The organism is Halpernia humi (genome assembly GCF_900108025.1).
In the GTDB taxonomy this organism is placed as follows: domain Bacteria; phylum Bacteroidota; class Bacteroidia; order Flavobacteriales; family Weeksellaceae; genus Halpernia; species Halpernia humi.
Window position 1 is genome coordinate 146,328 of record NZ_FNUS01000005.1, and the last position, 13,578, is coordinate 159,905.

A 13,578-nucleotide genomic window follows, 5' to 3' on the forward strand; every position below is an offset into this window, starting at 1 on the left:
TTTTTGTAAATTTACCAAAATAAAACCAACCTCAAAAACAATGAAGTTGAAATTTTTAGGAACAGGAACTTCGCAAGGCGTTCCTGTAATAGGCTGTAAATGCAAAGTTTGCACTTCCACAAATTTTAAAGACAAACGGTTTCGAACTTCTGCTTTAGTCACTTCAGATTTTGGCAAGAAAATCTTGATTGATTGCGGCCCAGATTTTCGCCAACAAATGCTTGATAATGATGAAGCGCATGTTGATGTTGTTCTAATTACCCATGAACACACCGATCATGTTATTGGTTTAGATGATTTGCGCCCGATTATTTTTCGAAATAAAAAAGACATGCCGATTTACACATTACCAAGAGTCGCAAAGCAAATAAAAGATAAATTTCATTACGCTTTCGCTGAAATAAAATATCCCGGCGCGCCTTCATTTGAAATGCATGAAATAAATATTGAAAAATTCAAAGTAGAAAATATAGAAGTAACGCCCATACACTTTCTGCATTATAAACTTCCTGTTTTGGGTTTTAAAATTAAAAATTTGTGCTATATCACAGATGCCAGTTTTTTCCCCGAAGAAACATTAGAAATGCTAAAAAACTTGGATGTTTTAATTATCAATTGTTTACGAAAATTACCATCGCATATTTCCCATTTTGTATTGCCAGAAATTTTAGAATTAAATAAAATTTTAAACCCCAAAAAAATGTATTTACTTCACATCAGTCACGAATTTGGTTTGCATGATGAAGTTCAAAAAGAATTACCAAAAAATATGTTTTTGGCTTACGATAGTTTAGAAATAGAGTTTTAACCTAAGATTCGCAAATAATTATTTGTAAAAAATTGGGAAATAAACAACTTTTAAGTACCAAATAAAAGAAATGGAAAACCTTGGTCTTCACGCAATTATTTATGCAAAATAAAACAGTAAAATATTTTCAAAAATATTATTTTAAAATCTTTAAAAAATAAATAATATTGCTATATTTGCAAACCAATTTTGATGCCCAGTTGGCGGAATTGGTAGACGCGCTAGACTCAAACTCTAGTATCGAAAGATGTGCCGGTTCGATTCCGGCACTGGGTACAAAAAACCTCTACAATCTTAGATTAGTAGAGGTTTTTTTTATCTTTGAGCAACATTTAATTTAAGCCTATTTTTCAAAATAAGTGAAACTAAATGAATTTTCTTTTCCCTGTGATTTTACAAAAGCGTAAGAAAATACTTTTTTTCCTGAAACTGTAGAATGCGCCATCAATTCAGAAAAATCTGCAATTTTAAAATTAATTCTCTTTGGAATTCCTTCTAATACCATAAAATTTTCTTTCATCATTAATGGCGATAAATTTATTTCTCTAGCAATAAAATCGAGGTATAATTTGAAGTTTGGAAGCAATCTATTTTCTGAATCTAATATTTCAAAGAAACCGCCATCGGGTTTTTTGCAGTAGAAGGGTTTTGCTAATAAAAGTGTTTCTACTTCTTTTTTAAGTTCAAATGCGTTGATATCAGAATAAACATAATCAATAAACTTATTAGTAATTTTCCCTTCGCACGAATAATTTTTTAGCCATTCCCACCAATCTTTTGCATTTTCCTTATATTTCTCGACTGAAGTGATAAGTGCATCGTCTGCACGAAGAAAAAAATCTATAGGATTTAAAGTATTTTCAGCGCTAAACAATTTTATTTTCTCTAAATCTAGCCCATTTTTTTCTAGTTCCGCAATGATGAAATGCACGGTTCCAAACGGATATTTTTTAATATAAGAAGATGTAGATGAGAAAAAACGACCTCTAATTAAATTTGGATTTATCTTGTTGCCATGCGATTTTAGCAAAAAACTATGCTGCTCATCATAAGAAATAATATGTTGATCAATGCAGGTTATATCTTTATTTACCACAAACATATCTATAAAAGTAAATTGTTTGTAATGGCTTTTTTCTTCTTCAATGAGCCACAATTTATTGTCGCTATTGCAAAAACCCACAATTTCGCAACCCAAAAATTCTTGTAAAATTAAACCAGACAAAACACCATCAAGATCAGTATTGATGATTAATTTCTTATTTAATTTTAATGCTTCAATCATTTAAACAAAAATTAAAATTTGCCTTTTCAAAGAAGAACTGCCACTATTTATAATGCTGAAAAATACCAAAATCTGTAGGTGTCCAAAAAGCGGCTTTTTGCCCGGCAACTTTTAAACCGTCATTCGTCCAAGTGTTGCAAGTGTTTATAAAACTATAGCTTCCTTGCGCTTCATAAAAGGCATCGTTCTCGCCATAGACGGCGTTTGTGGGAATTAAAATATTATTTCCAGTCGAATTTTTATCAAATTTTGAATCTATAAATTTTATTAAATCTGTATATTGATTTTCGGTAAGCATTATTTTTTTAGCATCTTTTCCCTCTTTAATTTCATGATAATAAGTGCAATGCATTGCAGATTCGCCAAGCCAAAACGCTGCGTAAAATGCCGTAGAAAATTTTAGTTGAGACCAAGTTGGTGTATCGAGATAAAAGCCTTTGTCGCCCCAACCAATTCCCAGATATTTAAAATTTTCTTGCTTTGACTTTGTATTTTGATAAGGAATTTTTTGGCTCCAATCGATTTGCGCCGTTTTTACTGGAACAACTAAATCTGTATGAACGCCATTTGTGTAAATATAAATTGGGATATTTGCCTTTTCAGTTGTTGCCTTTTTTGGGATTTCAATGTAAGGTAAAGTCAAAGCCAAAATCACGTAAAGCACGATTAACCCTAAAATTACACCAAAAATTTTTAGTGTTAGAATGACCATTTTTTTTATCATTTAAAAATTTTTATTGACTTAAAAACCTAATATTTCGTTGCAAACCTGCAAACTTTGTTCTTTTCACCGGCGATTTTCGGAATATTTCAGAAAACAAATCCTGACTTAACTCTTGCCAATCTTGCTTTCTATAATTTTTTAAAAAAGAATTTGGCTGAAATTTTTCTTGATGACTGGGACGTGCAAAACGGTTCCATGGGCAAACGTCTTGGCAAATATCGCAACCAAACATCCAATCTTCCATTTTATCTTTAAAATGCGTGGGAATTTCATTTTTTAACTCAATCGTTGCGTAAGAAATACATTTGCTTCCATCAATAATTTTATCTGAAATAATGGCATCTGTGGGGCAAGCGTCGATACATTTTCTACAAGTTCCGCAATGATCGGTGGTTTCGTGGTCTGCAATTAATTCTAAATCGCAAATAATCTCTGCTAAAAAATAGAAAGATCCTTTTTCTTTTGTGATTAAATTAGCGTTTTTCCCCACCCAACCAATGCCTGATTTTCTGGCCCAAGCGCGCTCTAAAACTGGCGCAGAATCTACAAAAATTCTAAAATGAAAATCGCCAATTTCGTGCTTTAATTCATTAACTAAATCTTTTAAAATACCTTTAATAATATCGTGATAATCTTCTGCATAAGCGTATTTTGAAATTTTAAAATTATCTAAAGTTTCAATTTTTTCGCTTGGAAAATAGTTGTAGGAAAGCGAAATAACAGATTTTGAACCTTCGACTAACAAAGTTGGATTTAGCCTTTTATCAAAATAATTTTCCATGTAAGCCATTTCACCTTGAAAATTATTTTTCAACCAATTTTCTAAATTTGGCGCATCTTCTTCCAAAAATTCGGCTTTAGAAATACCACAAGATTCAAAGCCATATTTTCGGGCTTTTTCTTTAATTAAATCTGAATATTTTTGCTGATTTTGTGGCATTTATTTTCTTTGCAAATGAAGTTGATTTTAACTAATTTTGTTTTAAATAATTACAAAAATACATTTTAAATAAATATAATGACTTTAGAAGAAATTTTAGAAAACGGAAATTACCATTTAATAGACGTTCGCGAAGAAATGGAACTTGAAATGGATGGGCAAATTGAAAAAGCGCAAAATATCCCTTTAGGAGAAATTGAAGAAAGAAAACAAGAAATAATCAATCTTGAAGGTCCGAAAATTTTCTTTTGCAGAAGTGGCGCAAGAAGCGGAAGAGCGACGCAGTTTTTTGAAAACCAAGGCTTGACGGACGTTTACAACGGTGGCGGTTTTGAAGATGTGAAAGCGATGCTTGCTTAAAATCTAAAATTTAGAGAAATCTGCAGCATTAAATTCTGCTAAAAGATTTTCAAAAACTTTTTCTACGGGTAAGATTTCCTTTATTAGAGAGGAAACTTGCCCTATTTCTAATTCGCCTTCTTCTAAATCACCTTCAAACATGCCGCGTTTTGCGCGCGCTCTTCCAAGTTTTTCTTTTAAAGCATCTTTGTCTCTTCCTGATTCATAAAGGTTTTCTAAATCGTTGTAAAATTTATTTTTCACCATACGAACTGGTGCTAATTCTTTTAAAGTCAAATTTGTATCGCCTTCGTTTAATTCTGTAATTTTCTTTTTCCAAATTTCATGCGAACTTGCTTCTTCTGTGGCGGCAAAACGCGAGCCGATTTGCACGCCATCTGCGCCCAAAATCATAGCTGCTTTCATTTGCGAGCCAAGCGCAATTCCACCCGCTGCAATCAAGGGTTTTGAAATATTTTCTCGCACATTTGGTATCAAACAAAAAGTGGTGGTTTCATCTCTTCCGTTGTGTCCGCCGGCTTCGAAACCTTCGGCTACAACTGCATCTACGTTGGCTTCTTCACATTTTATGGCAAATTTTGTAGATGAAACAACGTGCGCTACTTTTATACCTTCTTTTTGCAAAAATTCGGTGTAAGTTTTCGGATTTCCGGCGGATGTAAAAACTATTTTAATATTTTCTTCTAAAATAATTTTAAATATTTCTTCCAAATTTGGGTACAACATTGGGACATTTACGCCAAACGGTTTGTTGGTTGCTTTTTTGCATTTCTGAATATTTTCTCGTAAAATATCGGGATACATACTTCCGGCTCCAATTAAGCCTAAACCACCGCAATTAGACACGGCAGAAGCCAATCTCCAACCAGAATGCCAAATCATTCCACCTTGAATGATGGGATATTTTATCTGAAATAAATTGGTGATTTTATTTTTTTGCAGTTCGTTCATCTTTTTGGCTTTGGTTGCGGGTTGTAAAGTTTAATTAAATTCAAAAATAGGAAATTGATAGAAACTTTGACTATTTTTCTTTAATTCTTTTCTAACTAGGAATTGACTAAAAAAAGCTAAACAATGGAAATAAGATGAAGCGGAAATTTTTTTTATGACAAAAAAAATCTCTGAAAATATTTTCAGAGATTTTGTATTAATTTTCGCTTGTTTTCTTCTTAAAATTATTCTTAAAATTACAATCGTCATAGCGTTTATTTATAGAAATAAATGTTTTGGGGATTTCTTCATCAATCCATTTTTCAACCATTTCATTTTTCTTTTTATTCAAGGCCAAATCTTTTATACGGTCGTAATCTGTGGCAAGATCCAACTGGTGCGCTCCAATTACATCTTCTACTTTTAATAATGACACAACTTTTCTACCATTTAGTTCATCTTCGAAAACATCAGAAAGATCTCCTTTATTGATACCTGCGATCTGAAAGGCTAAATTTGCGGGCAAACTGGCTTTTTCTATTTTATCTGTCCCGTCTTGGGAAGTTACGATTCCGCCGCTAAATTTTGTATTTTTATTATCAGAGAATTTAAAGGCCGCATCTTTAAAACTAATTTTTCCTTCAGTAATTAAAGTTTTAATACTGTCTAATATCTTTTTAGCGCTAGCAATTTCTTGGGCATTTGGCTCTGCTTTTAGCAAAATGTGGCGCGCATCATATTGTTTTCCATTTTTTTTCACCAACTGAATAATATGATAGCCAAATTCCGTTTCTACAGGATCAGAAATTTCACCTTCTTGCAAATTTAAAGCGGTTGCTTCAAAAGCTTTCACCATTTTACCACGAGAAATATTTGTGTAAAGGCCGCCTTTCTGCGCAGAGCCGGGATCTTCAGAATAAATTCTAGCCTCGTTTGCAAAAGACTCGCCGTTTAGAATATCTTGCTTTATTTTTTTTAATTTATCTATTAAAACTTGCTTATGCGCATCCGTTAAGCGCGGATATAAACTGATTTCGGCTATAGTAACCTCATCTTTTACTTCAGGTAATTGTTCTTTGTATAAGTTATAAAAATCTGTTACTTCATTTGGCGTTACGTCTGCTTTATCGGTAATTCTGGCAAATTTTTGTTGACCGTAATATTGATCGGTATCAATTTTTTCTATCGCTTTTTTCATTTCGTATGCCGTCCGAAATTTATAGGCGGCAAGCATTGTTTTCTCATCTGGAAATTGCGACAAAATTTGAGAATATTTTGTATCTGTATTCTCTTTTATACGTGATGCTGGATTTTCAATTAAAGTATCTTTTTTAGCATGATAAATTAAAAGTTTATTCCCAATAATTTTCTCTAAAAATTTACACTTATCAGAAACATCAGTTCCTTGCTGTTGTGCGTAAGTCGCTTGTTCTTGGATGTCGGATTCTAAAACAATTTCATCACCTACAACCGCAGAAATACCATCAACAAGTTGGCCAGGTTTTAATTGCGCTTTGGTTTGCGACAATCCAATAATTAGAAATAATAAGAAAAATATATGCTTTATAGACTTTGTCATTCTCTGGTTTTAAATAAGTTGCAAATTTAGGATTCTAAATGAATTATGCTTTATAAATTATTATAATTATTTCTTAAAATTTTTCTCCAAATCTTTTAGAAATTCAGGTTGCACCACAATTTTTGTTTTAGCGCGCTGATCTGCAAGAATTTTGGATAACTGCTCTTCAGTTACGGCATCTTTAAGATATTCTTCGGCTTCTTTTTCCGTCATTTGCGAAGGAGGCAAAATCCCATCAATTGCAATAACTAAAGTTTTTGTACCCATTTTGGTGGTAAAAACACCTTTTTTGAAAGGCACTTTGTATTTCGTGAAAACCTCCGCAGTTTCAGACATATCGCCACTTTGGAAATTTACAACATCTTGTTTTTTGGCATCTTTTTTAGCTTCATATTTTTTCTGTAGTGCATCCCAATTTTTCGAATCTGCAATTTCGGCCATAATTTTTGGCGCTAAAGTTTCATCATCAAAAATCGCAACTCTCCCTTCTGCTCTGCTTTCCCACATATATTTATCTTTGTGTGCGTTGTAGTAAGCAGTAAGTTTTTCTGGATGATTTTTCACATCGTTTTTCAGCCAATTAGAAAAAATAAATTCTGAATACAAATTCCTTTTTTCAGCATCTAATTCTGGTTTTACATCTTTTCTTGAGTAGAAATCTTGTGCGTACGAATTATAAACAAATTGAGAATTGATGATGTTTAATAAATTCTTCCATTCTTCGGGAGTTAATTTTTCTACATCTTTCACCTTATCAGCAATTAATTTTTTTAAATCATCAACGCTCATTTTATGATTATTGTAAGAAAACAAACTTTCTAAACCTTTTTTATCTGCTAAAAGTGTCGCATAAGATTTTTGAATATTTTTAAATTCAGGGGTTTCTTTATAATTGGGCTGCTTTTTTAAATAATCTATTAATTCTTTTTGTACCAACTCTCCGTATTGAGATTTCATCATTTCAGATTTAAAGAACTCTTTATTTTTAGCATCCAACTCATAGGGTGTGAGCGCATAAATATTAAAAACAAAAAATTGATCGCCCACTAAAATGGGGTCAGAATATTCACCTTCTTTTTTGTTTTTCAAAGCATCATAAACTGCATCTGGCAATGTGGGAGAGCCTACTACCAGACCACTATTATTTTTTTCAGCATCAGACGAGCCATAAAGTTTTGCAACTTCCGCGAATTTTTTTCCACTTTTTAAAGCATCATAAATTTCGGCCTTCTTTTTTGAAGCATTTGCATCATTTGGGTAAGAAATAGTTCCGAAAATTATATAGCCCAAACTTGGTCTATTGTCTAAGAGTTGGGCAAAAGCCACAATTTGTGGTGTTTTATATAATTTAGTAAAACCATTTTTGGGTAAAGTTTTAATTTCAGCATACATGTCATTATCCATGCTTCCCGGTTTAACGTAGAATGCTTTGCCAGTTTTATCCATGTATTTTTTCATGGCATCTTCCATCGTCATTTTGCCACTTTTCACCGAATCATAAACCATTTTGTAATCGGTTTTATCGTCGGGTTTTAACTCTTTTAAAAAAATCAAAACTTTTCTTTCGGTTCTATTATCTGCAACGTATTGGCTTAAAATAGGATCTGTAACTGCTGTTGGCAAAAATAGTTTGCTTCGCAATTCCCCTTCTTTATTTTGCATTGCACTTTTAAAGGCGGCCGTTGTATCTGCTTTTTTCTCTTGGGCAAATTGCTGCAACAAGTAGAAATCTTGCGTTGCTTTCAAAGTTTTTTCAACGCCAATATTTTGTAAACCGTAAAGGTTGTCTTTTTTAAAGTTTGCCAAGGAAATACTGTCTTTCCCCACAATCATAAATTGTGCGAAGCAATAGGTATTTACAAAAATCAACAGTAAAAAAACACTTAATTTTTTCATTAAATTTAATTATTTATAAGGTAACTTCAAATGAAGTTAGATTTTTAAATTCTTCGATTCTATTTTTCAAATCTTGGTTTGTAACTTCTTTCAAACGTTCTGTTCCAAATTTTTCCACCGTAAATGAAGCGAGCGCAGAACCTACAATGATTGCAGATTTCATGTTTTCGAAACTAAAATTTTCTGTTTTTGCAAGATGTGCTCCAAAACCACCTGCAAAAGTATCACCTGCGCCAGTTGGATCAAAAACCACTTCTAGAGGCAATGCAGGAATTGAAAAGATTTTGCCATCGTGAAACAATAATGCGCCGTGCTCTCCTTTTTTTATAATCACAAATTTTGGTCCTAATTCGTGGATTTTTTGGGCGGCTTTTACTAAAGAATATTCACCAGAAAGTTGGCGCGCTTCTTCGTCATTTATGGAAATCACATCGGTTTTAGCAATCATTTCCATCAAAATATCCCAAGCAGTATCCATCCAAAAATTCATGGTATCTAAAATTACCAATTTTGGCTTGTTTTTCATTTTTTCTAAAACAGAAAGTTGCACGCCAGGATGCAAATTCCCTAGCAATAACACTTCTGCATCTTGCATAGAATCTGGAATTTTTGGATCGAAATGTTCCAAAACATTTACTTCTGTTACCAAAGTATCTCTAGAATTCAAATCATTGTGGTATTTGCCGCTCCAGAAAAAAGTTTTTCCGTCTTTTACTATTTCTATGCCTTCTATATTAATGTTTCTGCCAGTAAGCATATCCAAATCTGCTTGTGGGAAATCGCCTCCAACAACGGAGACAATACCAGAATCTACACCCAAAACAGAGGATGCCAAAGTAATATAGGTTGCCGCACCGCCTAAAATTTTATCGGTTTTCCCAAAAGGCGTTTCAATTGCGTCGAACGCTACACTTCCTACTACTAATAATTTCATATTATATTTTATCTAAATTTATTTTAATTTTTAACTAACTATTTTAGTTAAAATTTCACTTTCTTACTTTAACTTTTATGCTTTTTACTGTTACTGCTTCCATTTAAAAGTATCAATAATATGCAACATATCTTTTTTAATGTAATCTACTGCAGGTGCGAGCGAATCGGGTTTTGGTCTCGTGTTAAAATATAAATTCGCCGTTACAAAATGTTTGGTAGAATCTGTAACATAAAACTGAATATTTGAGGCTGTCTCACCTTGCAATTGATAAAAATTTCCATAAACTTTTTTAGCAGGATAACTGAAAGATTGCGTATCTATCGAGCTTGCTTTTATAGTATGCTCATAAACCAATTTCTCCGCTTCTTTTGTATGTGCGTTGAAATCATTTTGAATTGGGAAATAAGTGATGAAAATTTTGGCTTTCATTTTTGGATAATTAATGTAGTACCAACATTTTTTTTTGCCGTCCTGAATTTCTGAAAAATTAGAATAATCAAAAGTAAAAGGGCAATCTGAAGTGAAATTTTGATATTTCGGCGCTGGATATTCCAAGCGTAATTCGCCGCTCGGTTTTGGCAATGGTTTTTTGCCACATGAGGCCAAAATTAAAAATAAACACGCAAAAAAGATGTTTTTAAGCATTCCGCAAAAATAGTGATTTTTTTTGTTTTTAAATAAGGAGACATTTAGCATTAGGAATTTTTAACAAAGAGACCCATATTTTTTCTCAAAACAACTTCTAGTTGATTGTTTTTCATTAAATTATTTCAAGTTCAACTGTTTCAATTTTCTTGGTTTTTTACTAAAAATTAGTTAAATAATTCACCTTGAAAATCTTCTTTTTTTTCAATTTTTGCTAAATAATTTTGCAATGGCTTTGGGAAAGATTTTAGCCTAGATCTTTTAAAATCAACCATTTCAAAATCATTTTCGAGTGCAAATTTTTGAAATAACGCAAAATCAAGAATTTGAACATTGTTGATACTAATTTTTAAATTTTTGTGTGTTAGTTTATGTGAAATTACATTGTGCCCGATTATATATTTTTCAAACTCTGGTGGAATTTCAATCGCAAATTCGTACAATTTTTTCCAGATAAAATCTTCTTTTCTGCGCTTCACTAAAAACTGATCTTCAAAATTTATAAAAAAATAAGTCAAATCTAAATCTGTAACCTTTGTTTTTTTACTTTTAACGGGAAAATTTGAAATTTTTCCAGAATTAAATGCAAGGCAATCTATATTAAATGGACAATGCTCACAGGCTGGGTTTTTAGGTTTACAAATTTCTGCGCCTAGATCCATCATTGCTTCATTGAAATCACCAAAATGATCATCAGGCATCAGCAAAAGGGCTAATTCTGAAAAATATTGAAAGGCAGATGGTTTAGACACATCAAAATCATCAGCAAAAAGACGCGATAAAACACGGTAAAAATTACCATCAATGGCGGGATATTTTAAATTAAAAGCAATACTTGCAATGGCTGCTGCGGTATATTTTCCTACGCCTTTTAAACTTAAAATATCTGCATAATTTTCGGGAAATTTCCCTTTAAAATCATTGCAAATTTGTTTTGAGGCTTTATGCAAATTTAAAGCGCGGGAATAGTAGCCAAGTCCTTTCCAATATAATAAAACTTCGTCTTCATCGGCCGCTGCAAGACTTTCAACATTCGGAAATCTTTCTACAAATTTTAAATAATGGTTCAATCCTTGTTTCACTTGGGTTTGTTGAAGCAGAATTTCACAGATCCAAATTTTATACGGATCATTTGTTTTCCGCCAAGGTAGATTTCGGGCGTTTGTCTCAAACCAATGTAATAATTTTATACCAAGGTGTAGAAAATCAGGCTTTTGTTTTTTAGATTTCAAAATAAGTTTTATATTTGCACACCAAAAATATAAACAAAAAAGGAAATGACAAAGGCAGAATTGGTAAACACCATCTCAAATAAATTAGGCGTAGAGAAGAACGACACGCAGAAAGTAATAGAGGCTTTCATGCAAGAAATTAGAACTTCTATGTATAATGGTGATAATGTGTACCTTAGAGGTTTCGGATCTTTTATCATCAAAACAAGAGCAGCAAAAACAGGACGAAATATTTCTAAAAATACTGCCATAGAAATCCCTGCACACAACATCCCTGCTTTTAAACCTTCTAAAACTTTTGTAGAGAAGATTAAAGTAAAAGTACCAGTAAAATAAATTTAAACTTATAAATAACAGAAAATATGCCAAGCGGAAAAAAAAGAAAAAGACATAAAGTAGCGACTCACAAAAGAAAAAAAAGAAGAAGAGCGAACAGACACAAGAAAAAATAGACTTTTCTTAAACCATATATCAATATAGTTAATGTAAATTTTCTAAAAATTTCATTGGCTATATTTTTGTTTTATCACGAAAACAACCTATCAAAAAAATTTACATCGTATTTTCTAAATGAAGAAAGAACTGATCATATCACATGAAGGAGACCACACTAAAATTGCACTTTTAGAGGAGGGCAGATTGTTGGAACTTCATGAAGAAGAGCAGAAAAGCGAATTCGTTGTTGGCGATCTTTTTTTAGGTAAAGTAAAAAAATTGGCACCCAATCTAAATGCGGCATTTGTAAACATTGGTTATGAAAAAGATGCTTTTCTTCATTACCAAGATCTTGGCCCAGAATATCTCACCTATTCTAGTTTTTTAAAAAATGTAATTAGCAAGAAACAAGATAATCCTAGTTTAAAGAATTTCCCTATTGAAAAAGAAATTTCTAAAAATGGATTAATCGACAAAGTATTGGCTAAAGATGATACTGTTTTACTACAAATTACCAAAGAACCAATTTCTACAAAAGGCCCAAGAATTTCTACTCAAATTTCTCTTACAGGTCGATTTTTAGTTTTGATTCCTTTTGATAATAAAGTTTCGATTTCGAAAAAAATAGAAGATTCTGTAGAGAAGACAAGGCTGAAAACGCTTATTGAAAGTATAAAACCAGAAGGTTTCGGCGTGATTATAAGAACTGTGGCGGAGGGTAAAAAAGTGGCAGAACTTCATAATGACATGAATATGTTGGTGCAAAAGTGGGAAACTACTTTTAAAAACATCCAAAAAGCAAAAATTCCCTTTAAAATTTTAAGTGAGGACGACAAAGCGTCGTCAATTTTACGGGATAACTTCAACGCTGATTTTGTAAGTATTATTTGTGATGATGAGCAAATGGTTTCTGACATGAAAAATTACCTAGAAGTAATTGCGCCCGAACGAAAAAATATCGTTCAATTCTATGATTCTCACATTCCTTTAATGGAATATTATAATGTAGAAAAACAACTAAAGCAAAGTTTTGGCAAGCATGTAAATATCCCAAGTTCTAAAGGCGCCTATCTTGTGATAGAGCATACTGAAGCGCTTCACGTGATAGATGTAAATTCTGGAAACAACATTAATTCTGGTAAATCTGGCAATAAAGAACACGCACTTTATGTCAATAAAATGGCAGCTACAGAAATTGCGCGCCAATTGCGACTTCGTGATATGGGCGGCATAATTGTAGTTGATTTTATAGATATGATTGATGCAGGCCATCGCCGGGAATTATTCGACCATTTGCGTGATGAAATGGAAAAAGACAAAGCGCGCCATAAAATTTTGCCTCCAAGTAAATTTGGCCTAATTCAGATTACAAGACAGAGAACTAGGCCAGAAAAAGTGATAAAAACCAAAGAAGACAATCCTAACGCAGACGGAGAAATCCTAGCACCAATAGTGATTATAGAGCGTATGGAAGAAACCATCCGCAATATTATGCAATCTCAAAAAGGCAAACTTTTTCTACACGTACATCCTTTTGTAGAAGCCTATTTAACCAAAGGTATAATGAGTATTCAAACAAAATGGTACTTAAAATATAAAAAATGGGTTACAATAATCCCAAGAGATTCTTTCAAATATTTAGAATATAAATTACTCAATAGCGACAAAAAAGAATTGGTCAGCTATTCGAACTAAATCTACTGAAACTCCTAAAATTTGGGAGTTTCTTTTATTTTGTGCTTTATTATGGATTCTTTTGTGATAAGACAATTTGTGTTCTAATGAGATTTCTCTACTTTGGAGCAAA

At 32.4% G+C, this 13,578-nt stretch carries 13 protein-coding genes and 1 tRNA gene; 5 read left to right on the forward strand and 9 right to left on the reverse strand.

Going from position 1 to position 13,578, the window contains the following annotated elements:
- The first annotated feature begins 40 nt into the window (after window positions 1–40).
- Together C4S29_RS10735 and C4S29_RS10740 are read left to right on the forward strand one after the other, a co-directional pair.
- Complete coding sequence (locus tag C4S29_RS10735) at window positions 41–808, forward strand: MBL fold metallo-hydrolase (RefSeq protein WP_103914091.1); 768 nt, start codon at window positions 41–43, stop codon at window positions 806–808.
- Window positions 809–1,002: 194 nt separating this feature from the next.
- A tRNA-Leu gene (locus C4S29_RS10740) sits at window positions 1,003–1,084 on the forward strand.
- Window positions 1,085–1,151: 67 nt separating this feature from the next.
- Here the strand turns inward: C4S29_RS10740 and C4S29_RS10745 are convergent.
- From C4S29_RS10745 to queG, 3 genes are read right to left on the reverse strand one after another with little or no spacing between them, the layout of a single operon-like run.
- Window positions 1,152–2,093, reverse strand: a complete 942-nt coding sequence (locus tag C4S29_RS10745; RefSeq protein ID WP_103914092.1) for a hypothetical protein — start codon at window positions 2,091–2,093, stop codon at window positions 1,152–1,154.
- Window positions 2,094–2,136: 43 nt separating this feature from the next.
- Window positions 2,137–2,814: a TIGR02117 family protein gene (locus C4S29_RS10750; RefSeq protein WP_103914223.1), complete on the reverse strand. Its 678-nt coding sequence runs from the start codon at window positions 2,812–2,814 to the stop codon at window positions 2,137–2,139.
- A 13-nt stretch (window positions 2,815–2,827) separates the two neighbouring features.
- Window positions 2,828–3,757, reverse strand: coding sequence for a tRNA epoxyqueuosine(34) reductase QueG (queG, locus tag C4S29_RS10755; protein WP_103914093.1), 930 nt, complete (start codon window positions 3,755–3,757; stop codon window positions 2,828–2,830).
- A gap of 78 nt (window positions 3,758–3,835) precedes the next feature.
- Here queG and C4S29_RS10760 point away from each other — a divergent pair, with 78 nt between their 5' ends.
- Window positions 3,836–4,117, forward strand: a complete 282-nt coding sequence (locus C4S29_RS10760) for a rhodanese-like domain-containing protein (RefSeq protein WP_103914094.1) — start codon at window positions 3,836–3,838, stop codon at window positions 4,115–4,117.
- Window positions 4,118–4,120: 3 nt separating this feature from the next.
- Here C4S29_RS10760 and C4S29_RS10765 read toward each other — a convergent pair whose 3' ends face one another.
- The 6 genes from C4S29_RS10765 to mutY form a co-directional block, all read right to left on the reverse strand.
- Entirely contained in the window at window positions 4,121–5,068 is a 948-nt protein-coding gene (locus C4S29_RS10765; RefSeq protein WP_103914095.1) for an NAD(P)H-dependent flavin oxidoreductase, read from the reverse strand.
- 196 nt (window positions 5,069–5,264) lie between these two features.
- Window positions 5,265–6,626: a peptidylprolyl isomerase gene (locus C4S29_RS10775; protein ID WP_103914097.1), complete on the reverse strand. Its 1,362-nt coding sequence runs from the start codon at window positions 6,624–6,626 to the stop codon at window positions 5,265–5,267.
- 66 nt (window positions 6,627–6,692) lie between these two features.
- Window positions 6,693–8,522, reverse strand: coding sequence for a peptidylprolyl isomerase (locus C4S29_RS10780; protein ID WP_103914098.1), 1,830 nt, complete (start codon window positions 8,520–8,522; stop codon window positions 6,693–6,695).
- Between the two features lie 13 nt (window positions 8,523–8,535).
- The gene (locus C4S29_RS10785) at window positions 8,536–9,456 is read right to left on the reverse strand and encodes a PfkB family carbohydrate kinase (RefSeq protein WP_103914099.1); all 921 of its coding nucleotides are present in this window, start codon (window positions 9,454–9,456) and stop codon (window positions 8,536–8,538) included.
- Window positions 9,457–9,546: 90 nt separating this feature from the next.
- Window positions 9,547–10,104, reverse strand: coding sequence for a gliding motility lipoprotein GldD (gldD, locus tag C4S29_RS10790; RefSeq protein WP_103914224.1), 558 nt, complete (start codon window positions 10,102–10,104; stop codon window positions 9,547–9,549).
- A gap of 167 nt (window positions 10,105–10,271) precedes the next feature.
- Complete coding sequence (gene mutY / locus C4S29_RS10795) at window positions 10,272–11,336, reverse strand: A/G-specific adenine glycosylase (RefSeq protein ID WP_103914100.1); 1,065 nt, start codon at window positions 11,334–11,336, stop codon at window positions 10,272–10,274.
- Between the two features lie 45 nt (window positions 11,337–11,381).
- Between mutY and C4S29_RS10800 the strand changes: the two genes are divergently transcribed.
- Both C4S29_RS10800 and C4S29_RS10805 read left to right on the forward strand, forming a co-directional pair.
- The gene (locus tag C4S29_RS10800) at window positions 11,382–11,672 is read left to right on the forward strand and encodes an HU family DNA-binding protein (RefSeq protein ID WP_103914101.1); all 291 of its coding nucleotides are present in this window, start codon (window positions 11,382–11,384) and stop codon (window positions 11,670–11,672) included.
- Window positions 11,673–11,906: 234 nt separating this feature from the next.
- Entirely contained in the window at window positions 11,907–13,466 is a 1,560-nt protein-coding gene (locus tag C4S29_RS10805; RefSeq protein WP_103914102.1) for an Rne/Rng family ribonuclease, read from the forward strand.
- The last annotated feature ends 112 nt before the right edge of the window (window positions 13,467–13,578 follow it).

What these genes read in the sequence shown, in the direction of transcription:
- C4S29_RS10735 (WP_103914091.1), top strand. Translation starts at nt 41, where the DNA reads ATGAAGTTGAAATTTTTAGGAACAGGAACTTCGCAAGGCGTTCCTGTA.
- C4S29_RS10785 (WP_103914099.1), bottom strand. Translation starts at nt 9,456, where the DNA reads ATGAAATTATTAGTAGTAGGAAGTGTAGCGTTCGACGCAATTGAAACG.
- C4S29_RS10760 (WP_103914094.1), top strand. Translation starts at nt 3,836, where the DNA reads ATGACTTTAGAAGAAATTTTAGAAAACGGAAATTACCATTTAATAGAC.
- C4S29_RS10805 (WP_103914102.1), top strand. Translation starts at nt 11,907, where the DNA reads ATGAAGAAAGAACTGATCATATCACATGAAGGAGACCACACTAAAATT.
- C4S29_RS10765 (WP_103914095.1), bottom strand. Translation starts at nt 5,068, where the DNA reads ATGAACGAACTGCAAAAAAATAAAATCACCAATTTATTTCAGATAAAA.
- C4S29_RS10745 (WP_103914092.1), bottom strand. Translation starts at nt 2,093, where the DNA reads ATGATTGAAGCATTAAAATTAAATAAGAAATTAATCATCAATACTGAT.
- C4S29_RS10775 (WP_103914097.1), bottom strand. Translation starts at nt 6,626, where the DNA reads ATGACAAAGTCTATAAAGCATATATTTTTCTTATTATTTCTAATTATT.
- queG (WP_103914093.1), bottom strand. Translation starts at nt 3,757, where the DNA reads ATGCCACAAAATCAGCAAAAATATTCAGATTTAATTAAAGAAAAAGCC.
- gldD (WP_103914224.1), bottom strand. Translation starts at nt 10,104, where the DNA reads ATGCTTAAAAACATCTTTTTTGCGTGTTTATTTTTAATTTTGGCCTCA.
- C4S29_RS10780 (WP_103914098.1), bottom strand. Translation starts at nt 8,522, where the DNA reads ATGAAAAAATTAAGTGTTTTTTTACTGTTGATTTTTGTAAATACCTAT.
- C4S29_RS10800 (WP_103914101.1), top strand. Translation starts at nt 11,382, where the DNA reads ATGACAAAGGCAGAATTGGTAAACACCATCTCAAATAAATTAGGCGTA.